The following is a 22,706-nucleotide window of genomic DNA, read 5'->3' as shown; positions in this document are numbered from 1 at the left end:
GGTAATTACAAATGGGACCATCAGCAAAACTTTTCTACGGCCTCGCGGCCTTCCTGGGTGTCATGGCTGTAATCTACGCCTTCGGCACCAGCTGGATCAGTGACGATGCCTACCTGTTCGGGTACGAATGGGCTGGCGGCGTGGCACTAATCCTCGCTACCGTGATGTCTCTGATGATCGGTGCATATCTTCACTTCACCGAGCGTCGTGCAGACGTCCTTCCTGAAGACTGGGAAGAAGCGGAGATCGAAGATGGCGCGGGCGTGCTGGGCTTCTTCGCCCCACACTCCATCTGGCCGCTGGCTATGGCAGGCTCGATCTTCTTCCTCGGCCTCGGTATTGCCTTCTGGCAACTATGGCTCGTCGTTTTCGGCGCAGTCTGCCTCATCTGGTCGACCACCATGCTGAACCTTCAGTTCTCCATTCCGAGGGAAAAGCACTAGGTCTTCACTCGCTACGAGTACTGTGGCCGTTGCCTTCTGCGGCCGCCGCCCCGGGCATCATCACTTGAATGTGATGGTGCCCGGTTTTTGCATGAATGGGGGTAATTCCGGGACTCGATCTTTAGATACCAAAGCTTCGGGGTCAACCGAAAGTAGGGATCCTGCGAGAATATACCCCCTCTTTTTGTTAAGTCAGTCACAGGCTGGAACCAAATCGCGCTTCAAAATCGTTGATTCCGCCGCTGGGAACGGAAAGTGTCCTGAGGTTGAAAAGTTGGCGCGCTAAAACTTAAACGGTTGACCAGCAATAACGGCACGTCGTATGAAAGCATCAAAAAGTTCCCGGAATCTTAAAAATATTTTCTACAACTTTCGTTGGCTCTAAAAGCGCAGGTACTTGGGGTGTTCACAGAATTCCTTCGGGGGTGAACAAGGTGACTTTAGGCGTGAAACCGGCCATACTTACATGCGTGACGAGCGCAATTTCTAATGACAATACGGCTGCGCAGCAACAGCGTGTGCCCGTGCTGAACCGACCAAACATGGTCAGCGTGGGTACCATCCTGTTCCTTGCGCAGGAATTGATGTTCTTCGCTGGGCTCTTCGCGATGTACTTCACATCGCGTGCGAACGGCATGGCGACAGGCGACTGGGCGGTTCAGACCGCAAATCTGAACGTGACTTACGGTTTGATTATCACCGTAATCCTGGTCACCTCCTCCATCACCTCGCAGTTCGGCGTCTTCGCAGCGGAAAGGGGTGACGTTTACGGACTGAGGAAGTGGTTCACCATCACGATCATTCTCGGCGTAATCTTCCTGGGCTTGGTTGCCTTCGAGTGGTACGAGATGATCCACCATGGTGTAACTGTCCAAAGCAGTGTCTACGGCTCGGTGTTCTACATCATCACCGGCTTCCACATGGCTCACGTGACTGCAGGCATCATCGCATTCATCGTCGTGATGCTTCGTGTGTCGAAGTCGAAGTTCACACCGGCACAGGCTACTGCCGCAATGGTGACCTCCTACTACTGGCACTTCGTCGACGTGATCTGGGTCGGCGTGTTCATCACCTTGTACCTAGTCCAGTAATGACCATTGGGTCTGAAAACGAATCAACACATAGTCGCTAAAGGGAAAATGATGGAAAAGAACCCGAAGAAGGTGCGCAACCGCAAGGTTCGTCGCACAGTCGCCGGTGCCGCGGCCCTGACCGTTGGCCTGACCGGCGCAGGCATCTTGGCCTCGGCTCTGACCCCTGACGCGCAGGTTGCGACGGCTCAGCGTGATGAGCAAGCATTGATCCAAGAGGGCAAGGACCTCTACGACGTTGCTTGCATCACCTGCCATGGCGCGAACCTGCAAGGTGTCAAGGACCGTGGCCCTTCGCTGATCGGCGTCGGCGAGGGTGCCGTGTACTTCCAGGTGCACTCCGGCCGCATGCCGATGATGTCGAACGATGCTCAGGCAGAGCGTAAGCAGCCTCGCTACACCGAGCAGCAGTCGCTCGCTCTTGCCGCATATGTCGCCGCTAACGGCGGTGGCCCAGAGCTGGTGTACAACGAAGACGGCACCCTCGCAATGGAGGAGTTGCGCGGTAAGAACTACAACGGACAGATTCAGTCTGAAGACGTCGCCCGCGGCGGCGAGCTGTTCCGTACCAACTGCGCGTCCTGCCACAACTTCACTGGCCGTGGCGGCGCTTTGTCCTCCGGTAAGTACGCGCCTGTGCTTGACCCTGCCAACGAGCAGGAGATCTACCAGGCTATGCTGACCGGCCCGCAGAACATGCCGAAGTTCTCTGATCGCCAGCTGACCGCTGACGAGAAGAAGGACATCATTGCCTTTGTGAAGTCCTCGAAGGAGACTCCAAGCCCTTCGGGATACGCACTCGGCGGCCTTGGACCTGTCTCTGAGGGTCTTGCTATGTGGATGATTGGCGTCACTTTGATCGGCGCCGCTGCTATGTGGATTGGATCGCGCTCATGAGTAACGACGTAAACAAGAATTACACCGACCGCGAGCTCGACGCGATGTCCAATGCTGAGCTGGCAACGCTCGGCACCGAGATGGATGACGTAACCATTGCGTACCGCAAGGAACGTTTCCCCATCGAAAACGACCCAGCGGAGAAGCGTGCAGCTGCCGGAATCAACATCTGGCTAGCAGTCTCGATCATCTCTGGTATCGCCTTCTTGGCTGTATACCTCTTCTGGCCGTGGGAGCCTAAGTTCCACGGTGACGAAGGCCTGGGCGTGTTCTCTCTGTACACTCCTCTTCTGGGTCTCACTTCCGGTTTGGCTCTTCTCGGCCTGGGTGTCGCAATTATCCAGTACGTGAAGAAGTTCATTCCTGAAGAGGTAGCAGTGCAGCGCCGCCATGACGGTTACTCGTCGGAAGTCGACCGCCGCACCACTACCGCTTTGCTGACCGACGCGTGGGAGACTTCCACGCTTGGTCGTCGCAACGTGATGAAGGGTCTCCTCGGCGGTGCCGGTCTCCTCGCAGGCCTGGTCATCATCGCCCCACTGGGTGGTGCGATCAAGGATCCATGGCGTCCACGCCACGAGATGAACTACAACGGCGACGGAACCCTGTGGACCTCTGGTTGGGATCTTCACGACCAGGGTGTCAAGCTGTACCTCGCACGTGACACCGGCGCGATTGCCGAGAAGCACGAAGGCGAGTCCGGTAGCCATTACTCCACAACTGGTGTTTCCCGTCTGGTCCGTGTTCGTCCGGAGGAGATCGCAGCCGCAGGTATGGAAACCGTATACCCACTGGCTGCAGAAGACGTCAACGATGGCGATCTCTACGATCCGTCCCGTGATGTCTACGAGAACCACATGCACTCCATCCACGGTCCTCGTAACTCTGTCATGCTGATCCGTCTGCGTTCCGACGATGCAGCAAAGGTCATCGAACGTGAAGGTCAAGAAGACTTCCACTACGGCGACTACTACGCGTACTCCAAGATCTGTACGCACATCGGTTGCCCGACCTCGCTGTACGAAGCACAGACCAACCGTATTCTTTGCCCGTGCCACCAGTCGCAGTTCGACGCACTGCAGCACGGCAAGCCAGTCTTCGGCCCAGCAGCGCGTGCACTTCCACAGCTGCCACTGGAGGTTGACGAAGACGGTTACCTCATCGCCCGTGGCAACTTCATCGAGCCACTCGGCCCTGCTTTCTGGGAGCGTAAGTCGTAATGAGCACTAAATTAGGAAAAGCCGCGAACGCTGTTGATTCGCGCACGACAATCGCGGGCTTTCTGCGCCCGCAGCTGAACAAGGTATTCCCGACTCACTGGTCGTTCATGCTTGGTGAGGTAGCTCTCTATAGCTTCATCATCTTGCTGCTAACGGGTATCTACCTGGCGCTGTTCTTTGATCCTTCGATTACGAAGATCATCTACGACGGCGCATACCTACCACTGAATGGCGTGGAAATGTCCCGCGCCTACGCAACGGCCCTTGACATCTCCTTCGAGGTGCGAGGCGGCCTCTTTGTCCGCCAGATGCACCACTGGGCAGCTCTGCTGTTCATGATGTCCATGGTGGCGCACATGATGCGTATCTTCTTCACCGGTGCGTTCCGTCGTCCACGTGAAGCTAACTGGATCATCGGTTGCACCCTGATCCTGCTGGGCATGGTCGAAGGCTTCATGGGTTACTCCCTGCCAGACGACCTGCTCTCCGGCGTTGGTCTGCGTATTATGTCTGCGATCATCCTGGCTGTCCCAATTCTGGGCACCTGGGTCCACTGGGCTATCTTCGGTGGCGACTTCCCGTCCGATCTGATGCTGGACCGTTTCTACATCCTGCACGTGCTGGTCCTGCCTGGTCTGATCCTGGCGCTAATCGCAGCTCACGTCCTGCTGGTCTGGTACCAGAAGCACACCCAGTTCCCGGGACCTGGCCGCACCGAAAACAATGTTGTGGGCATCCGAATCATGCCGGTCTTCGCAACGAAGGCTATCGGTATGGGTCTGATCGTGTTCGCTGTGCTGGCGGCAATGGCTGGTCTCACCACCATTAACGCGATCTGGAATATCGGGCCTTATAATCCGTCCCAGGTCTCTGCAGGTTCTCAGCCTGATATCTACATGCTGTGGACTGACGGTGCAGCGCGTGTGATGCCGGCATGGGAGCTCTACATCGGTAACTACACGATCCCAGGCGCATTCTGGGTGGTCGTCATGGCACTGATCATGGTGGTCCTCCTGTTCGCTTACCCATGGATCGAAAAGAAGACTACTGGTGACAACGCTCACCACAACCTGCTGCAGCGTCCACGTGACGTTCCAGTTCGCACCGGCATCGGTGTAATGGGTATCGTGTTCTTCCTGCTGCTAACTCTGTCCGGCGGTAACGACCTGTTTGCATACCACTTCCAGATCTCGCTGAATGCGATGACCTGGGTCGGCCGTATCGGTCTGATTGTGCTGCCTCCGATCGCGTACTTCCTGACCTACCGCATTTGTGTTGGCTTGCAGCGCTCCGACCGTGAGGTTTTGGAACACGGCATTGAGACCGGTGTCATCAAGAAGCTGCCTAACGGTGCCTTCGTCGAGATCCACCAGCCGCTGGCAACCGACGCTGAGGGTAACGCTATCCCGCTCGAGTACACGGGCGCTCGCGTTCCGAAGCAGATGAACCAGCTTGGTTACTCTGACTCCGAAACCTCTGGCATGTTCAAGGCTGATGATCCTGAGCTCATGGCTCGGCGCGCCCAGATCAAGCGCGAGAACCACCATGAGGAAATGGAAGCCCTGAGTCGCCTCAACGAGCAGAACCGCATCGAAGACGAGCAAAAGGGCCTTAACTAGCCCTCGCTAAAGAATAAGCGCTCACAAAAACCGCCCTGCCCTCACAATGAGGGGCAGGGCGGTCGTCTTATCTATATGCGGTAATTAAGATCGCCCTGGGGAGACCATGTATGTTGTCGAGAGATTATGAGAGAGATCCACGAGAGATGAGTGCTCCCGGGAGGAAAAGCCGCTCGGGCTCTCCTGTCCCATCCATGAGGCCGCGTAAAATCCGAACGGCTTCTGTGCCCATCATGGCGCGAGGAGGAGTGAAACAGGTAATGCCGGGACCGATCAGGGAGTACCACTCCGGATCATCATATGCAGCTACTCCAACGTCATCTGGGATTCTTAAACCTCGGTCTTTTAACTCTGCCGCGACGCCGGCCATAAGCCTAGGGGAGCCGACGATAAAAGAATCTGCGCCGTCGTCAAGTGCTTGTGCCGTTAGCTGACGTCCGGAGGCCGCGGTGTAGTTCCCGTAATGTAAACGTGCCTCTGGTGCGGATGCGAGAATGCCACGGGCGCGGGTCGATGTCGTCGATAAGCGAGCATCACCAAGCAGCGCATGAACACGCTGGTATCCAGATGAGACCGCCATCGCACTGAGGTCACGGAAGCCCGCGAAGTCATCACAAGCCACGAGCGCGGCGTTGTCTCCCAGCTCATCGCGCGTCAGTTGGACCGAAGGAATATCGTGGATGGTGCTGAGGCCTGGGACTGGTACATGGATGAGTCCGGCGACCCTTTGCGCGTCCAGAGTCGCTAAAGCGCGCTCTTGTTGCTCGGCATCCGGTGCAGCATAAACGAGTAAATGGTAATTAGCTTTAGCCAACTCAGCATGGATAACCTCCGTGGCCTCGGAATAGAACTCGTTGATAAGGTCCGGAAGAATCACTCCCACCAAGTTGGTGCGCTTACTACGCAAGGCTTGGCCATAGGGGTCGGGGCGATAGCCCAACTGCCGTGCTGCAGTTGTCACCTTTTCGCGTGTGGCCTTGGAGACGGAACCGCGCCCCGACAATGCGCGGGACGCGGTTCCGTATCCAACCCCGGCGACCTCAGCAACATCACGGAGGTTGGGGCGGTTGGTCATAGTGGTGGCTCCTCTGGCTCGATTGAAGTAGCCATTAATTGTAGTCTCACCAGATGCCGATGAGGCTCATCCAGGCTCCGCCTACGACAATCCAAATACTCAGTGACACCACTCCAGCGATTGCTGCTGTGCGCCACCACTCGCCGACGGTGATGTAGTTCAGTCCGAATAGTGTCGGTGACGCGCCGCCAGCGTACTGGGTTAGCGATGTGAACAGGTTCGACGTGTAAGCCAGCAGAAGGGCTGCCAGTAGCGGGGGAGCGCCAAGCGTGATTGCGGCACCAAGGAATGCGATATACATCGCGGAAATATGCGCCGTCGCCGAGGCGAAAAGATAGTGGCTGAAGAAGTAGATGAGAACCAATAGGACAAGCGCGGGTATCCAGTGCATGTCGCCCAGACCTGAAGCGATGAGCTCGGAGATCCAGTCAATAAAGCCATAGGCCGACAGGGCTGTTGCCATCATGTAGAGCACCGCAAACCAGACCATGGTGTCCCATGCGTCGTGCTCATGGGTGATGTCTGACCAGGTTAGTACTCCGGTAATGAGCAATACGATGACCCCGACGAATGCCGTGGTGGTCGCTGATATTCCAAAGACAAGGTCTCCGACGGTCCACAGCAGTAGCAATAAGACGAACGTGGCGCTGAGGACCTTCTCCCCGTACGTCAGTGGTCCGAAATTGTGTACCTCTCGGGCTGCCATTGCTTTGACTTCTGGCGTATCTTTCAGCTCCGGAGGATAGACCTTGTAGACCACCCACGGTACGACGATGAGAGCAACCACCCCCGGAACTATCGCTCCGAGCGCCCAGTTTGTCCAGGTTAATTCGACACCGACTTCGCCGGCGAGGGAAGCCATCAATGGGTTGCCAGCCATGGCTGTTAAAAACATGGCGCACGTGATCGCGTTGACTTGCCCAACGTTGAGGGCAAGAAAAGCTCCGGCGCGTCGCCGAGTAGGCCCCGGCTGGGAGTCGTAAGTTAGAGCGACAGAACGCATTACCGGGGCCATGATTCCACCCCCACGGGCTGTCGCAGAGGGGATAGCGGGGGCGAGGACCAGATCGGCTAGGGCGAGGCCGTAGGAGACGCCTAGCATTTTGCCACCGACCTTGGACACGAACCAGTAAGCTAAACGGCGGCCTAGGCCAGTTTTAATAAAACCGCGGGAGATGAGAAACGCCATGACGATTAACCAGATCGTCCCATTGGCAAAGCCCATTAGCGCATAAGGCTCGCCAGGCTCGCCGGCAGTCAGGGGTAGAAGGCCCGTGAGTACCCCAATGATCATGCCGATGATCGTCACCGCTCCCATAGGCATTGGCTTGAGGATGATGGCGACGATGGTGGCAACAAAGAGGCCAAACATGCGCCAGGCCTCTTCAGAGAGTTCTGCAGGATGCGGGGAGAACCACAGCGCGAGGAAGATAGCGGTCGGCACTCCGAACCCCACGAGGAGCTTTTTCCAATGGCTGGGCGCCGGTGCTGAGACCGTCGTCGGGGCATCATCTGCGTTGGTTATTGTGGTACTCATGAGCGATATTTCCTTAGCTGCTAGTTGCGGGAATCGTTCCAGCGACCGACTGCGGTCTCCACGATGCCGATGGCTTCGCCGACGTAGTCTGCTGGTTCGACAAACTTCTCTGGCAAGAGGTCTGCTACACCGTGCTGCTCGGCGATGATAGGCAGCTCCTCATGCAGAGTCGTTTGAGTCTCGCGGGCCTTAGTCGCCGCTTCGTACACAAGATCGTGTGCCTTTTCCCGGCCCATTGCTGGAGACAGTTGCATCATCTGCGCTTCCGCCATGATGAGGCCACCGTCAAAATTCAAGTTGGAGCGCATGCGTTCCGCATTGACCCGCATTCCCTCCGCGACGATGATCGCCTCATCGAGAGATGCTCCGGCGAGGTTGCCGAGAGTAGGAATGATGAGCCACTCACCCTGCCACTCACCTGCGGCGCGTTCATGACCGGACTCTTGCAGGCGCGGAAGTGAGGAAGCTAGCGCCCCGGCGACCGTGGCGATACCGATCATGAGCTCGGACGAAATTGGGTTGACTTTCTGGGGCATTGTTGAAGAGGCACCGCGGTGGGAGTTGTAAGGTTCAAATACTTCACCGACCTCTGTGCGCGAAAGATCGACGATGTTGCGTCCCAACTTTGCAACGGTTCCGCTTATCGACGAGCACATCCAGCCGTAGTCACCGAGTACGTCACGTTCGACGTGCCAGGGGACAACTGGGTCTGATAGTCCTAGGATGTCGGCCATGTCGCGGCGCACTTGAGGTGCTGACTTGCCCTGTGCAGCGTTGTTGCCACCGGCACCGAAGAGGGAGATGACCTTCACCCGCTCAAGCGCTTGGAAGAGACGTTCACGCTGACGTCGAACTTGTTCGAGATAGGTGGCCAGCGTGGCACCGAATGTCGTCGGGATAGCTTGCTGCGCGTGCGTGCGTCCCGGCATGACTGTGGTCTTGTGTTCTTCGGCACGCGCGGCAAGAGCGTCTCCGAAACGTAGGAGTTGCTCGTCGATAGCCTCAAGGGAGGCGCTCATCTGCAGGGCTAGACCAGTGTCCATGATGTCTTGGGTAGTGGCGCCATAATGGACGCGCCCGTTCGGGCCCTCTGGTAGATGGGCGGAGATCTGACGAACCAATCCGAGGATGGGATAGCCGACATTTTTCGCGTCGGCCCAGAGCTTCTCGCGGTCGATATTTTCCAACACGGCGGCTTCATTGATCGCGGAGGCGTCGTCCTCGGTGATGACACCGTTGCGGGCTTGCGCGCTAGCAAGGGCGCGTTCTGCTGCAAGCCATGATTCGATGGTGGCGTCCGAGGAGAAGATTTCAAGCTGGCGGGAGTTTCCTGCATACTGCCAAAGCTGTGAGAAGGGGGCCTTGTCGGTGGGGTACATGGTGATGACTCCTAGAGTAGAAAAACTAATGGATACGATTCCAACTTACAATTGGAATCGTATCCAACATGTGCAATGAAAGGAAGGGAGGGTGGGCAAGGTCACGATTGGCAAGCGGGAAGTGGTTTTGGGTCAGCTCGGGTAAGGTGCCCCGTTTCGTGTCTTGGTAATAGGGCGGTAAAAACTGACACCAATGGACGGTCCATCGGGCTCTGCAGCTTCGTTTGGGGCGCCCCAAAAGCTGTTACAACTGGCGCTTGTGGTCAACATCACATAAGCTGCTAAATTTGCGAAAGTTAATGAAAATGAGTTCGCGGAAAGGTGAGTTGGTCGGAAAGCGCGGTAGAATGCGCAGGTCGCAGGCTTGTGGCGGCGCTGTACTTGAAGAATTAAGTGAAGGGACGATCGTCAAAAAAGCAGTGTTTTCCGCAAAAAGAAAAATAACAAGAAGATAACGGGCGAGTCACTGGACAAAGTTTGTTGCAGTTTCGTAACCTTATCGAGACATTGCGACCAACCGGACGCAAAGTACGAACTGAACATATATTGCCGAATCCCGTTCGGGCACTAACGCCAAGGCGGGAGCCGGGGACCCAAATGATATCCCTGGGGTGAATTCCTTAGTAGGGCAGGCTCCATCCGGAGCTGCAAATAAGGAAAGGTGATTTCCTCACCGAACCCGTCAGCTAACTCGGTAGGCATTGCAGGAAGATATGGAGATTATTCGTGGCTAAGCACCGTCGCCAGGACAAGAACACTACACGCAAGGTCGCTGCAGTTTCCGCAGCGGTCATGGGCTCGACGCTCCTGGTACCAGCTACCGCGTCCGCAGCTGAGGTTACCGTCCCAGGTACCCCTGTTTCCGTCGACGTTCCAGGTATTGAGAACGTTCCAGGTATTGAGAACATCCCAGGCATCCAGCAGTGGATTCCTTCCATCCAGACCAACAACGCGTACTACGGTGATGTGCGTTCCGCCATCTCCCAGGTCCGTGCCATCCCTGGCGCAACCCAGATCCCAGGCTTCGCGGCCTTCCTGGATCAGATTGAGGCACAGCACGCACCTGCACCAGCTACCTACGCAGCTGCTGCAGCGGCTCCTGCGCCAGCACCAGTGGCTCAGCAGTCCACTGGTCAGAAGATCGTGGATATTGCACGTTCGAAGATCGGATCCCCATACGTATACGGCGCAGCTGGCCCCAACGCCTTCGACTGCTCCGGCTTCACCTCGTGGGTATACGCTCAGGCGGGCAAGAATATCCCACGCACCTCCGGCGCACAGGCAGCCGGCGGCCAGAAGATTCCTCTGGACCAGATCCAGCCAGGCGACATCGTTGTTTACTACAGCGGCGCATCCCACGTTGCTATCTACGCGGGCAACGGCGTAATGATCGACGCGCTGAACTCCGGCTCCCCAGTGGCGGAACGTCCACTGCACTACATGCCAATTCACTCGGTCGTCCGTTACTAAGAGATTTTTTAGGCTACATCCTTAGGGTGTAGCGACGATCTGACAAACACCCCTTTACCCATAGCGCAGCATCACAAATATGCGCGTGGTAAAGGGGTGTTTGCATTTTGGGGAGATCTAATCGTCGACATCCTGGCACGTTGCCGGGGATTTTCCGGTCGTCGTAGTTAAGTGTGAGGCGGAAGTGAATGCACCGCAAATTTCGCTTTGAAACACTTTGCTGAACACGTTTTAACCGCTATAGTTACTTGGGTTAGCATCTCGTTTCACTTAGTGAAAATTAAGTTTCTTTTGCAAGAGAGGATACTGTGGCCAAGCATCGCGCACGGAAGAATTCTCGTTTCACCTCCCTGGTTCCGCCACTTGCGGCAGCCGTTGTCGTAACCAACGTTGCACTGCCGTCGTCGTACGCCCAAGACGTTGACGGTTTGATCTCGCAGATGGAAGACGTCTCTACTGAGGCTGGCGCCAAAAACGAAGAGGTCAAGCAACTTGAGGAAGATATCAAGCGTGCGCAGGAGAGTTTGGATCGACTGAGTGTCGAAGCAGACGCGGCGAACGCGGCGGTGGCGTCTGCCACGGGAACTCGCAACGGCTTCCAAAATGACGTAGATGGTGTTGCGGTGTCGAAATACCGCAACGTCCAAAATGATCCGCTAATCACCACTTTGGAATCGGGTAACCCGCAGACAGTCATTGACCGCGCGGCCTACCTCGGAGCGATTTCCCGTAACACGGAGCGCACCTTGGCTCAGCTTCAGGACGCGAACCTGACGGCGGTACAAAAGGCGAATGCCGCTAATATCGCCGTGGCGGAGGCGGAGTTCTACCGCAACCAGTTGGACGCGAAGCTCCGACAGCTCGATGAGGAACGCCAGGAACTTGAGGCTCAGGTCCGCGAGATCGAGAACCAAGTGAACTCCTTGGAAGGTGCTGAGCGTGATCAGTGGCTGAATAAGAATGATCCGATCACGGAGCCGCTGCCTGATCTTGCATCCTTGGACGGTAATCCGGTAGCAGGCGGAGTGGTCGCCGCGGCGATGAGCAAGCTCGGTTCGCCGTACGGCTGGGGAGCCGCAGGGCCGAACCAGTTCGATTGCTCGGGACTGATGTACTGGTCCTACGCGCAGAATGGAAAGTCCATTCCGCGCACGTCGCAGGCCCAGCTGGCCGGTGGCCAGTCAGTGCCACTGTCCCAGCTCCAGCCGGGCGACATCATTGGCTACTACCCAGGCGTGACCCACGTTGGCATGTATATCGGCAATGGCCAGGTTGTGCATGCATCGGACTATGGCATTCCTGTCCAAGTTGTGCCATATGACTCGATGCCGATTCAGGGCGCTTCCCGCTACTAAGCTGCGGTAGCAATGACAACGCTGCTTGTTACGAATGACTACCCACCAACCGTTGGTGGGATTCAGTCGTACTTGCGCGACTTTCTTTCCACAGTGGACCCAGGCGAGATCATTATTTTCGCCTCCACCCAAGACGCTGAAGCGGCTGCCGAGTATGACGCCGCCAGCGACTACCGCACAGTGCGGTGGCCACGGTCGGTCATGCTGCCTACACCCGCTACAATTGCGCGGATGCAGGAGCTCATCCGCATTCACAATATTGAAACAGTGTGGTTCGGTGCCGCTGCCCCTTTGGCTCTGATGGGCGCCGCAGCGAAGCGTGCTGGTGCAACGCGAGTGATCGCCACAACGCATGGTCATGAGGTTGGGTGGTCGATGCTTCCTTTCGCACGCCAAGCGTTGACGCTCATTGGGCGGCATGCGGATATTGTCACCTATATTTCGCAGTACACGTTAAATCGATTCCGCAGCGCATTCGGTCCCTCACCGCGATATGTGCATCTACCCAGCGGGGTTAATACTGACTTTTTCCGACCGGCCACTAAGAACGAGATCGCCAAGACGCGGCAGAAATGGGAGCTTGGCGCTGGCCCTGTCATTGTGTGTGCATCGCGCCTCGTTCCTCGCAAGGGGCAGGATCAACTGATCCGGTGTATGCCACAGATTCTTGAGCGTTTCCCGGATGCCCACCTTGTGATCGTCGGTAAGGGCCGGTACCGCGCCACACTTGAAACTTTAGCCGCGGATGTAGCGCAAGCGGTCACGTTTACTGGGGCAGTTTCTTCCGAGGACATGCGTGACCTGGTCGCAGCTGCAGATATCTTTTCGATGCCGGCTCGCACGCGTGGAGGCGGCCTCGATGTGGAAGGCCTTGGCATCGTGTACCTGGAAGCCCAAGCGTGTGGCGTTCCCGTCATCGCCGGTAAGTCGGGGGGTGCGCCGGAGACGGTCACTCCTGAGACCGGGCTTGTCGTCGATGGCGCCGATACACGCGAGATTGCTTCAGCCATTGTGTCGCTTCTCGACGATCCACTGCGCCGGGAGCGTCTAGGCAAAGCAGGGCGAGCCCATGTGCTTGAGCATTGGACGTGGGACCTGATGGGGCAACGGTTGAACAGCCTGCTCTAATGCGGGTTGTTCATACTCTCAATCACTGAGCAAGATATTGTAGATGGTTATGGAATCCTCACCTCCTTCCAGCGACGTGCTCACAGTAGGTTTTGACATCGGGGGCACAAACACCCGCGCCGGCGTTGTCACGGCGTCGGGCGAAATTATTGACCACGCGTCGACACGCACCCCCGAAACGGCTGCTGAGATGGAAGAAGCCATCGTCGAGTTGACCGAAAGGCTGCGCGCCCGCCACGAGATTGCCGCCGTCGGCGTAGCGGCAGCAGGCTTTCTCGATACCGCCGGCGAGATCATCCGCTTCGCGCCGCACTTGCCGTGGCGCAACGATGCTCCAGTGCGTGCGATCCTGCAGGAGGCAATCGGCCTTCCGGTGAAACTCGAGCACGACGCGAACGCTGCGGCCTGGGGTGAATACCGTTTTGGTGCGGCCAAAGATGTTGAGACGTGGGTGCTGTTTGCAGTAGGGACTGGCATCGGCACCACGTTGATGCACCGCGGCGAGATCTATCGCGGCGCGTACGGCACAGCGCCGGAGTTCGGGCATATCACCGTGGTCCCCGGGGGCCGCGTGTGTTCCTGCGGTAAACAAGGATGCTTGGAGCGTTACGCATCGGGGACTGCTCTGATTGATACAGCGGTGCAGATTGCCACTCAAGGCTGTTACGAGTACACCACGCTGTACCGCCGCGTCGTCGGAAAGCGTGCAACAGGCGACGACATCATGAAGGCGGCCCGCAACGGGGATGCGCTTGGGCAAGCTACAGTGGACAATTTCGCCGAGTGGTTGGGCCAAGGTCTATCCATCGTGTCTGATGTCTTGGATCCAGAGCTCATTGTGCTTGGGGGAGGGGTCAGCGAGGACGCGGACATGTTTTTGCCGAAGGCGAAAGAACACTTAGCGTCGAATATTGTTGGGTCGGGCTTCCGGCCGCTGCCCCGGGTTGTCGTCGCTGAGATGGGGCCTGAGGCGGGTATGATCGGAGTGTCTGATCTCGCCCGTAACAGCCTGTGAGGAGCAGCCCTGTGCAAAACAAGTGGTACTGGTTCTATAAGCATATTCTTCTTGGACCATTGGCATGGGTGTGGAGCCGGCCGGACATCGAAGGGCTGGAGAATATCCCGAGTGAGGGCCCAGCGATCATCGCCTCCAATCACCAGTCAGTCTATGACTCGTTTGTTTTCCCGCTTGTGTGTAATCGACAGCTCACCTTCCCAGCGAAGGGTGAGTATTTTACCAGCCCTGGCTTGAAGGGACGGTTGCAAAAATGGTTCTTTACCTCCGTCGGTCAAGTCCCCGTCCACCGAGGTGAGGAAGGCGCGGGTGACAATATGCTGAAGGCTGCCCACGAGGTCCTCGATCGCGGCGATCTATTCGGGATTTATCCTGAGGGAACACGCGCACCAGACAAGCGCATTTACAAGGGGAAGACGGGCATGGCCCGTGTGGCCATGAGCTCCGGGGCTCCCGTCGTGCCTTTGGGCATGATCAATTCGGCGGATGCGAACCCGATCGGTTCGTACATCGTCAGGCCGGTCAAGGTGAAAATGCGTGTGGGTGAGGCGATTGACCCACACGAGTGGGCGCGCGCCAATGGTTATGATCCTGACTCTAACGATGTCATGCGCCCCTTTACTGACTATGTGATGGAAAAGCTGACCGAGCTTACTGGATTCGACTACGTCGATATCTACGCGGGTGACGTGAAAAAGTCACTTGAGGAAGGCAAGGGTTATCCGCCAGAGGCGCGCCGACACTAGCCCTTCGCTCCTAATCCTGCGCGTGGTGTGCAGAAAGTGTTTGGTTTCCGCAGGTGAAAGCGGTAGCATTACACATGTTTTCGACACAGCGCTCACAGCGCTAACAGGGGTAGAGCAGGATAGGCGGGAGGCAGAACCATGACCAAGCGTTTAGCGTGGCCAGACGTAGCCAAAGGTTTATCCATCATCGGCGTCGTTGTGCTGCACGTGGGAACGTTCGTCCCAGGAGCAAGAGATTCCCTCTTGTGGCAGGCCAATACTCACCTTGATCCCCTGCGTATGCCACTATTTTTTATGGTGAGCGGGCTCTTTTCCAGCAAGGTGTTGAACTTTAGTCTTGGCGAGTTGTTCCGCCGGAGGCTCTGGTTTTTTATTGTCCCCTATGTGGTGTGGACAGCCGTCGTGGTTTTGCTTGACCAGAGGAATCAGATCGCAGATCCTTCAGAAGCATTTGGTGTCCAAGATTATTTAGTATCGAGTTTAAAATCGATCATCACCGGAGGGAATTGGGCCTGGTTCCTGTACGCGCTGGTGCTGTTTAATCTTGCGCTGTGGGCGACGAAGAAACTCCCGTGGTGGGGCACAGTGCTTGTGGCGCTAAGTCCAATCTTGTTTATACACTTCAAAGATGTTCCCATTGTGTGGAGGTCCATCGTATATCTTCCGATGTTTATCATCGGAACGTATATGCGCCACCCAATCAAGCGCTTTGCGGCGACCGCCCTGACACCAACGCGGCTCATGTTTGCACTGGCAGGCTACTTGTCTTCGGCGACATTGGTGAAATCGTGGAAAAGCTTTCTCAATGCGCACGAATCAATTGCTCTTCGGGTACCTCTGCTGGGTGACTTCGACCAAGGTGCGTTGCAACTACTCGTTAACCAGCTGCACTACTTGCTAGTGCTTCCTGCTGGTGTGGTCGTTGCGGTTGCATTGTCTCGGATTCCTGGCTTGTCGCGTGGTTTCCAGTTCCTGGGGCGAAATACACTGCCGATCTACATTGGTCACCCAATTGCTTTGAAGCTTTTGATTGCTCTCCCGATTGCGGTATATGGCCTCCCGGTGGGAGTCGAGGACGCTGGATTCTGGCTGTCTACCCAGGTGTGGATAGTCTTTGGTCTTGTCGTGTGCGCAATCGGCGGAGTGGGCATGTGGCTGCTCGGCAAGATCCCTGGACTACGCTGGACCCTGTATCCGCCGAAGCTTCCGGAACCGGCGCGGACACGCATCGCCGAACCGTCTGCTCAGTCAATCGCCTACAGTGACAATGACCAGGCATGGCGGGCATAAGCAGAAGGGAATTAACGACGAATGGGTCGCTCCATTGTCATCAAGGTCATCATCGCAGCTGTTCTTTTCGTGGCGTATATCGTCGCGGCGGGACTCGGGGTGCCTAATACCATCACCGGCCCCGTCTTTTGCATCGCCATCGCCCTGGTTTTGTTCTTTCCGACGAAACGCCAGAACCCTGACACGGCAGATGATGTAGCCGACTCCACCCCTTAAAAGCACAAGACTAGAAATGTGAGTGTGCCTAACTCCATGAGGTACTTCTACGACACCGAGTTCATCGAAGATGGGCGCACGATCGAATTGGTCAGTATCGGGATTGTGGCCGAGGACGGACGCGAGTACTACGCCGTGTCGACGGATTTTGATTCATCAGCCGCAAACACCTGGGTTCGTGACAATGTCTTGGACAAGCTGCCCAGCCCGAACGACGAGGTCTGGAAATCACGAGAGACCATCCGCCACGAGGTATACGAATTCCTCACGGCTGATTCCAAGCGCCCAGAGTTGTGGGCGTGGGTCGGTGCCTATGATCACGTGGTGTTGGCCCAGCTGTGGGGTGATATGGCAGGTTTACCACGCAATCTTCCGCGGTACACGCACGAATTGAAGCAGTACTGGGAGATGGCGGGCAAGCCGCGTTTGCCCCAAACACCCGATGGTAATCATGACGCACTTATCGACGCACGGCATAACCTCCAGAAATTTAAGGTGTGTGAAAAGTCTTTGCCGCTAAATGGCAAAGGCAAAGCGCAGCGGGACTAGTTCCACAGAACTAGTTCATTGGGGGAAAGTGGGTTTTCGCTGGGTGTCGTGCTACAACTAAGAGTGTGAGTTGGACAATTGATATTCCAGAGACAATGCTGCCCGATCTTCCACCATTGCCCGGTGATCTCAACGAGCAATTCCAGGACGTGATCGCGCGCGACGCGAAGCAGCAGCCAACCTGGGACGTGCGGAAAGCCGAGAACGTGCGAAAGATTCTCGAGTCTGTCCCGCCGGTCGTGGTCGCACCCGAAATTCATAAGCTCAAGGCGCAGATGGCTGACGTTGCCAATGGCAAAGCCTTTTTGCTGCAGGGCGGGGACTGCGCTGAGACCTTTGAGTCCAACACCGAGCCACATGTCCGCGCCAACATAAAGACGCTGCTGCAGATGGCAGTTGTGCTCACCTACGGTGCGTCGATGCCGGTGGTGAAGCTGGCGCGTATTGCAGGCCAGTACGCCAAGCCACGCTCCTCAGACCTTGACGGAAATGGGCTGCCTAACTACCGAGGCGATATCGTCAACGGGGTGGAACCGACGCCAGAGGCTCGTCGTCACGATCCCTCTCGTATGGTGCGTGCGTACGCGAACTCGGGCGCGGCGATGAACTTGGTGCGCGCCCTGACGTTGTCAGGCACCGCGGACCTGTACAACTTGGACGAATGGAACCGCGAGTTCGTCGCTAACTCTGCTGCGGGTGCGCGCTATGAAGCGCTGTCTCGCGAGATTTCCCGCTCGCTCGCATTCATGGATGCTTGTGGAGTGAATGATACTCATCTGCGGACGTCGAATATTTATGCCTCTCATGAGGCACTGCTGGTCGATTATGAGCGTGCGATGCTGCGTTTGGCGGAGGACGAGAACGGCGAGACGAAGCTTTACGATCTCTCTGCGCACCAGCTGTGGATCGGCGAGCGGACCCGTGGCATCGAGGATTTCCACGTGAACTTTGCTGCCCTGATCGATAACCCAATCGGCCTCAAGATTGGCCCGTCGGTGACCCCGGATGAGGCAGTTGAGTACGCGGAGCGCCTCGACCCGAACCGTGAGCCAGGGCGTCTGACGATGGTTGCCCGTATGGGCCACGAGAACATTCGCGAGGTTCTGCCTGGCGTGATCAAGGCCGTGGAGGAATCTGGCCACAAGGTTGTTTGGCAGTCGGACCCAATGCACGGCAACACTTTCACCGCGTCGAATGGTTACAAGACCCGCCACTTCGACAAGGTGATTGACGAAGTACAGGGCTTCTTCGAGGTACACCGTGCACTAGGGACCCACCCAGGTGGCATTCACATTGAGCTGACCGGTGAGAACGTCACGGAATGCCTCGGTGGTGCCCAGGACATCACCGATGTTGATCTGCCAGGTCGCTACGAGTCGGCGTGTGATCCACGCCTGAATACCGAGCAAGCGCTGGAACTGTCCTTCCTCGTCGCCGAGATGCTGCGCTACTAGGCGGGACATGAGCCGGCCGCAGCCGGCTCAGCCTCCTCGGCTGCTACTTTTTCGAATCGACGCGCACTGTCGCCCCTGGTCGGACCGTGTCGCCAGGGGTGGTGCGTTGTTCGGTGATCACTTCGTCGTTATAGCGGCTACCGCGGTTGATCTTCAACCCGATATCGTCGGCAAGCCTGCGGGCATCCTCCACGCGCATGCCGACGAAGTCTGGCACTGTAATTTGGCCAGGCAATGTGATGATTATTTCAGCATCGTCTGGGTGGAGGTTGGTCCATGGTGCAGGATCGGTGGACAACACGCGGTTTGCGTTGTCGGCGCTCAGGGCGCTGTCACGTGTGGTGCGGTCGACAGTGATGCCTGCTGCTTCAATGGCGTCGGTGGCCTCGTCGAGAGTCCTGCCCACAATGTCAGGTACTGTCTTGGCGTTGGATAAGACCAGATCGACTGTGTTCCCGCGTTCCAGTTCAGTAGATTGTGGGGGATCGGTGGATACCACGTTGCCGCCGTAGATCTCCTGGTCGAAGGTTTGGCTGGTCTCTCCTACGTTGAGGCCGGCTTCTTTCAGCGCGGCGACTGCTTGTTCCTCGGGTAGTCCGCGTAGGTCAGGTACCCCGATTGGCTCCGGGCCCTTGGAAACGGCCACGGTGACGGTCGAGCCGATCGGCAGCGGAGTGCCCGGTGGCGGATTGGTTTCCGCGATGGAGCCGACTGGCGCGTCCGCCGAATAGACTGATTCACCGGTGGACACTTCGAAAGTGCGTCCCTCGGCGAGCGCCCGGTAATCTTCCACGCCCATGCCTGCCGGGACCTCAGGCACCGTGGGTTTTCCCTGCGAAATCAACACCGTCACAGAGTCGCCGGGTAGTAGTTTGTCGCCGCCTGGTGGTTCAGTTCCCACCGGTTGATCTTTTGGGACATCATCGTGGTACACAATCTCTGTCGCAGGTTCGAAGCCGGCCTCGCTCACCGCCGCGATAGCCTGCTCACGGTCCATGCCCAGCACCTGCGGGATCTCTCCATAGCGGCCAGATCCGAACCACCATGCGCCAATGGCGACGGCTGCGGTGAGAATCCCGATGATTACCAGCCGCATAATCAGTGAGATGGAAGAGCGGTTGCTTTCGGGCGCGGGTGGTTCGGGCTCCCGCTGCACCTCCGGTTCAGAGGAGGGGGCCGGCACCGGTGGAGGTGCCATCTGTCTCGTCTGAGGTCCCGGCTGGGGCATCGGCCGTGGCTCCGGTTCCGGTGCGACCACCGGTTGCACACGTGTCTCGTCGTATGATTCGTCTAACTGGGCGGGGATGACTCGGGTAGACCCTGCGTCTTCAGGCTCGCGATCGACGAGGTGATCGTCGCCCTCACCGTCAGCGCCGTCGGGATTCGTCCCAGGGCCCATGTTGGTCGGCACAGCGGCCGCGCGGTGTGCCGCAGAATTGGTGGGCACAGGCACGGTGTAGGCGGGCAGGTTGAGCTCGGCAGCAACGTCGTCAAGCGCGGCAAGGAATTCGCCGGCATCGTGGAACCGGTCGCCGGGCTGCCGGGCAGTAGCGGTGGCTACTAGCTCGTCGAAAAGCTTCGGTACGCCCTCGATACGGCTGGAAGGGGGCGGCACGTCGTCGTTAAGCCGCGCAAAAGCGTGGGCCAGCTGGGAGTCTCCCGAAAATGGCGTGGAGCCGGTCAGCAGTTCGAATAAGACGATGCCGGCGGAGTACACGTCGGAGGCTTGCGTGATTTCGTTGCCGTCGACCTGCTCGGGGGAGAGGTAGGCAACCGTGCCGACGATCTGATCGGTGGAATGCTTCGCGTCGCTGGCGGCGCGCACCAGTCCGAAGTCCGCGAGCTTGACCCGGTTGTCGGAGTTGATCAGGACATTATCCGGCTTGATATCGCGGTGCACCATCCCCTTGGCGTGAGCTACGGAGAGGCCGGTGAGCACCGCGCGCATCACTGCGGTGGCGGCGTGTGGCGGCATCGGCCCGCGCTCGGCGAGCAGTTCGCGCAGGGTGCCGCCGGTGATCAATTCCATGATCAAGAAGGCGTGTTCGCCGTGCACTGAGAAGTCGTACACATTGACCAAGTTGGGGTGCGTCAGTTGAGCCATGGCGCGCGCTTCGCGACGAAAGCGATCGAGGAACAAGGAATCGTCTACGTAACGTTCATCCATGACCTTCGCAGCGACTTCGCGCCCGAGCCGCTCGTCGACGCAGCGATACACCATAGACATGCCTCCGCGCGCGATCGGGTGATCGATGCGGTAGCGGTCCTCCAGGTAATCTCCAACTGCGAGCTGATTCATAAAAACAAGTATCCCTCAACTTGGGTGCTAAGTGGTATCCGACAGCCGCATTGGTCCGTCGTGGACGTAGAGTAGCCCATGTGAGTACCAACGTAGATGCATTACTTTCCGACGAGGAACTGCTGACCTTCCCACAGGTGGCCGACCAACTGGCTGTGCCCGTGACGAAGGTCCATGACCTAGTCCAGAATTCGAAGCTGGTGAAGTACCGCAAGGATGGGAAAAACTACGTTCCCGCGGCACTTTTCGACGAGTACGGCGAGCTGACCAAGTTTGTCTCAGGCGTGATCACCGTGCTGGCGGACAACAAGTTCACCGACGACGAAATCCTAGAGTACCTATTTACCGAAGATGAATCCTTGCCAGGCCGGCCCGTGGACGGTCTCCACGGGCACTTGGCCCGCGAGGTGATTAGGCGCGCGCAGGCGATGGCGTTTTAGCCTCGCTTGCGGCCTTGTCTGCTTCGCGGACATAGCGGCTACGAAGCGGGAAAATATACGCTGTGGCTAGCCAACCCAGGAAGATGGCGAAGCCGAGGAACCAGAGGTCATAAAACCTGTGATTTCCGCCTCCGGTGAAGGCTAGCGCCAGGACCACGGTGGCACCGACGGTGAGGCGCTGGAGCCACAGTGGTGGGCGGAATGTGCCCACCAGAGAGACTACGGAGGCGTAGTACCAGGGGAGTACCACCGCGTTCACGGTGAACGCCCACTGGTACGCAAGGGTGGTTCCCATGATTGCGCGCCGGTCATTCTGGCGGAAGAACCACCAGATCACGACTAGCCCGATCAGCATGACAATCGACCCCACGGTACGGGTGACGTCCAGGATGAGGTTATAGGGGAAACGCTCCACAAACAGTTGGACGAATGGGGTGACCACGTCAGCGATCAGCGTTGGCAGCGACAGCGGGTTGACCACCTTGGAGTTGCCGGAAATCTCGGCCAGCCAGCCCCAAGAGGAGCCTGAAGCCCAGGTGACCAGCCCCACCACCGCAAGCGTTTCGATAACACCGACGATGCCGGTGATCACGAATGCCAACACGCGCCGGCCCAGCGCGGCACGTTGGCCGGCGAAGTGGTGCATGGCCATCCACACAACAAACGGCAAAGCGATGGCGGCCGTCGCCTTCAGGGACACCGCTACCGCAATAAGGGCGACACCAGCAATGAAACGCCGCCTCAGTGCCAGTACCAGGCCGATAGTCACTAGCCCGACCATGGTTGATTCATTGTGCATACCTCCAACCATGTGCAACATCATCACGGGGTTAGCCACACCAAGCCACAACGCCAGCGCCGGGTCGCCGCCCAGGGCTCGAGCGATGTGGGGCACGCCCCAAGCAATCATCGCAAAACCGAGCAGCGAAATGACCTTGTACGTGATCAACCCAAGGGTCACATTGTCCCCAACCAGCGTGGTCACGCCCTCACCGATCCATAGGTGCAGCGGCCCGTAGGGGGTTGTCGTATTGCGCCAGTCATGCGAGACCTCGAGGAGGTAGGGGCCGGGATTGACGGCAGCACCTTCGTTGTAAGGGTCGAAGCCGTCGCGCAGCATGGCGCCTTGCATCAGGTAGGAGTACACATCGCGCGACAAGATCGGTGCCGCAAAGACAAGAGGCACCAGCCACAACCACATGGAGCGTTGCACGGTGGTGAACCGGTCGTCGTCACGCTCGTGCTTATCGACGATCACCCGCCGCCCAATCAGTGCCCACGCACACAGAAGGAGAATGATGCCCACGGTGAGGATGACTTCCATGATCCCTTTGCCGTGGCCAAAGGTGAGAAAGTCAAGGCCAAGTGCACTGACCACTCCGCCGCGGTTGCGGGTAGCGCCAGCACCGAAGGAGCCGATGGCGATCAGTAGAGTTCCGATAATCCCCAACGTGGCGGGGTTGATACGGCGCAGCCAGTTCAT

Annotated in this window: 20 protein-coding genes and 1 riboswitch; of the genes, 15 read left to right on the top strand and 5 right to left on the bottom strand. The window is 57.6% G+C overall.

Translation table 11 applies throughout. The features are described 5' to 3' along the window. Nucleotides 1-11: 11 nt before the first annotated feature. The 5 genes from ACHFGA_RS03690 to ACHFGA_RS03670 all read left to right on the top strand — a co-directional run bounded on the left by ACHFGA_RS03690 (nt 12) and on the right by ACHFGA_RS03670 (nt 5,270). Nucleotides 12-443 (top strand): cytochrome c oxidase subunit 4, encoded by a 432-nt coding sequence (locus ACHFGA_RS03690; protein ID WP_394281074.1) that lies wholly within the window; start codon nt 12-14, stop codon nt 441-443. 470 nt (nt 444-913) lie between these two features. After that, complete coding sequence (locus tag ACHFGA_RS03685) at nt 914-1,534, top strand: heme-copper oxidase subunit III (RefSeq protein ID WP_018580640.1); 621 nt, start codon at nt 914-916, stop codon at nt 1,532-1,534. Nucleotides 1,535-1,582: 48 nt separating this feature from the next. After that, complete coding sequence (locus ACHFGA_RS03680) at nt 1,583-2,431, top strand: c-type cytochrome (RefSeq protein ID WP_394281073.1); 849 nt, start codon at nt 1,583-1,585, stop codon at nt 2,429-2,431. Further along, entirely contained in the window at nt 2,428-3,651 is a 1,224-nt protein-coding gene (locus ACHFGA_RS03675) for a ubiquinol-cytochrome c reductase iron-sulfur subunit (RefSeq protein WP_018580638.1), read from the top strand. Before ACHFGA_RS03680 ends, ACHFGA_RS03675 begins: the two co-directional genes overlap by 4 nt. After that, a complete protein-coding gene (locus ACHFGA_RS03670; protein ID WP_394281072.1) occupies nt 3,651-5,270 on the top strand; it encodes a cytochrome bc complex cytochrome b subunit in 1,620 nt (539 codons plus the stop codon). The genes ACHFGA_RS03675 and ACHFGA_RS03670 overlap by 1 nt, the downstream gene beginning before the upstream one ends. A gap of 124 nt (nt 5,271-5,394) precedes the next feature. Here ACHFGA_RS03670 and ACHFGA_RS03665 read toward each other — a convergent pair whose 3' ends face one another. Genes ACHFGA_RS03665 through ACHFGA_RS03655 form a run of 3 tightly spaced genes read right to left on the bottom strand, consistent with a single transcriptional unit; the run spans nt 5,395 to nt 9,261 of the window. Then, nucleotides 5,395-6,345 carry a LacI family DNA-binding transcriptional regulator gene (locus ACHFGA_RS03665; RefSeq protein ID WP_394281071.1) on the bottom strand — a complete coding sequence of 317 codons (951 nt, stop codon included), beginning with the start codon at nt 6,343-6,345 and terminating at the stop codon, nt 5,395-5,397. Between the two features lie 46 nt (nt 6,346-6,391). Continuing rightward, nucleotides 6,392-7,882 carry a DASS family sodium-coupled anion symporter gene (locus ACHFGA_RS03660; protein WP_394281070.1) on the bottom strand — a complete coding sequence of 497 codons (1,491 nt, stop codon included), beginning with the start codon at nt 7,880-7,882 and terminating at the stop codon, nt 6,392-6,394. Nucleotides 7,883-7,902: 20 nt separating this feature from the next. Continuing rightward, the gene (locus ACHFGA_RS03655; protein ID WP_394281069.1) at nt 7,903-9,261 is read right to left on the bottom strand and encodes an adenylosuccinate lyase family protein; all 1,359 of its coding nucleotides are present in this window, start codon (nt 9,259-9,261) and stop codon (nt 7,903-7,905) included. Nucleotides 9,262-9,798: 537 nt separating this feature from the next. Continuing rightward, nucleotides 9,799-9,977, top strand: a riboswitch (cyclic di-AMP (ydaO/yuaA leader). A gap of 10 nt (nt 9,978-9,987) precedes the next feature. On the opposite strand from ACHFGA_RS03655, the gene ACHFGA_RS03650 reads away from it, so the two are divergent. From ACHFGA_RS03650 to ACHFGA_RS03610, 9 genes are all read left to right on the top strand, one after another. Further along, a complete protein-coding gene (locus ACHFGA_RS03650) occupies nt 9,988-10,731 on the top strand; it encodes an NlpC/P60 family protein (protein WP_394281068.1) in 744 nt (247 codons plus the stop codon). A gap of 308 nt (nt 10,732-11,039) precedes the next feature. Continuing rightward, the gene (locus ACHFGA_RS03645; RefSeq protein WP_394281067.1) at nt 11,040-12,086 is read left to right on the top strand and encodes an NlpC/P60 family protein; all 1,047 of its coding nucleotides are present in this window, start codon (nt 11,040-11,042) and stop codon (nt 12,084-12,086) included. Nucleotides 12,087-12,098: 12 nt separating this feature from the next. Beyond that, nucleotides 12,099-13,214, top strand: coding sequence for a glycosyltransferase family 4 protein (locus ACHFGA_RS03640; RefSeq protein WP_394281066.1), 1,116 nt, complete (start codon nt 12,099-12,101; stop codon nt 13,212-13,214). Nucleotides 13,215-13,257: 43 nt separating this feature from the next. Beyond that, nucleotides 13,258-14,229, top strand: a complete 972-nt coding sequence (locus tag ACHFGA_RS03635; RefSeq protein WP_394281065.1) for an ROK family protein — start codon at nt 13,258-13,260, stop codon at nt 14,227-14,229. 11 nt (nt 14,230-14,240) lie between these two features. Beyond that, nucleotides 14,241-14,975: a lysophospholipid acyltransferase family protein gene (locus tag ACHFGA_RS03630; protein ID WP_394281064.1), complete on the top strand. Its 735-nt coding sequence runs from the start codon at nt 14,241-14,243 to the stop codon at nt 14,973-14,975. A gap of 138 nt (nt 14,976-15,113) precedes the next feature. After that, nucleotides 15,114-16,265 (top strand): acyltransferase family protein, encoded by a 1,152-nt coding sequence (locus ACHFGA_RS03625; protein ID WP_394281063.1) that lies wholly within the window; start codon nt 15,114-15,116, stop codon nt 16,263-16,265. 21 nt (nt 16,266-16,286) lie between these two features. Further along, on the top strand, nt 16,287-16,481 hold the full coding sequence (locus ACHFGA_RS03620; protein ID WP_394281062.1) for a hypothetical protein: 195 nt from the start codon (nt 16,287-16,289) through the stop codon (nt 16,479-16,481). A 36-nt stretch (nt 16,482-16,517) separates the two neighbouring features. After that, the gene (locus tag ACHFGA_RS03615) at nt 16,518-17,030 is read left to right on the top strand and encodes a polyadenylate-specific 3'-exoribonuclease AS (protein WP_394281088.1); all 513 of its coding nucleotides are present in this window, start codon (nt 16,518-16,520) and stop codon (nt 17,028-17,030) included. Nucleotides 17,031-17,095: 65 nt separating this feature from the next. Beyond that, nucleotides 17,096-18,484 carry a class II 3-deoxy-7-phosphoheptulonate synthase gene (locus ACHFGA_RS03610; RefSeq protein WP_394281061.1) on the top strand — a complete coding sequence of 463 codons (1,389 nt, stop codon included), beginning with the start codon at nt 17,096-17,098 and terminating at the stop codon, nt 18,482-18,484. A gap of 43 nt (nt 18,485-18,527) precedes the next feature. Here ACHFGA_RS03610 and pknB read toward each other — a convergent pair whose 3' ends face one another. Further along, nucleotides 18,528-20,783: a Stk1 family PASTA domain-containing Ser/Thr kinase gene (gene pknB, locus ACHFGA_RS03605; RefSeq protein ID WP_394281060.1), complete on the bottom strand. Its 2,256-nt coding sequence runs from the start codon at nt 20,781-20,783 to the stop codon at nt 18,528-18,530. Between the two features lie 80 nt (nt 20,784-20,863). On the opposite strand from pknB, the gene ACHFGA_RS03600 reads away from it, so the two are divergent. Continuing rightward, complete coding sequence (locus tag ACHFGA_RS03600; RefSeq protein ID WP_394281059.1) at nt 20,864-21,223, top strand: Rv2175c family DNA-binding protein; 360 nt, start codon at nt 20,864-20,866, stop codon at nt 21,221-21,223. Here the strand turns inward: ACHFGA_RS03600 and ACHFGA_RS03595 are convergent. Next, nucleotides 21,195-22,706 carry an alpha-(1->6)-mannopyranosyltransferase A gene (locus ACHFGA_RS03595; RefSeq protein WP_394281058.1) on the bottom strand — a complete coding sequence of 504 codons (1,512 nt, stop codon included), beginning with the start codon at nt 22,704-22,706 and terminating at the stop codon, nt 21,195-21,197. The two genes, ACHFGA_RS03600 and ACHFGA_RS03595, sit on opposite strands and share 29 nt — an antisense overlap.

The organism is Corynebacterium sp. (genome assembly GCF_043426755.1).
Taxonomy (GTDB): domain Bacteria; phylum Actinomycetota; class Actinomycetes; order Mycobacteriales; family Mycobacteriaceae; genus Corynebacterium.
This window is presented reverse-complemented; position numbering and strand designations above follow the sequence as displayed.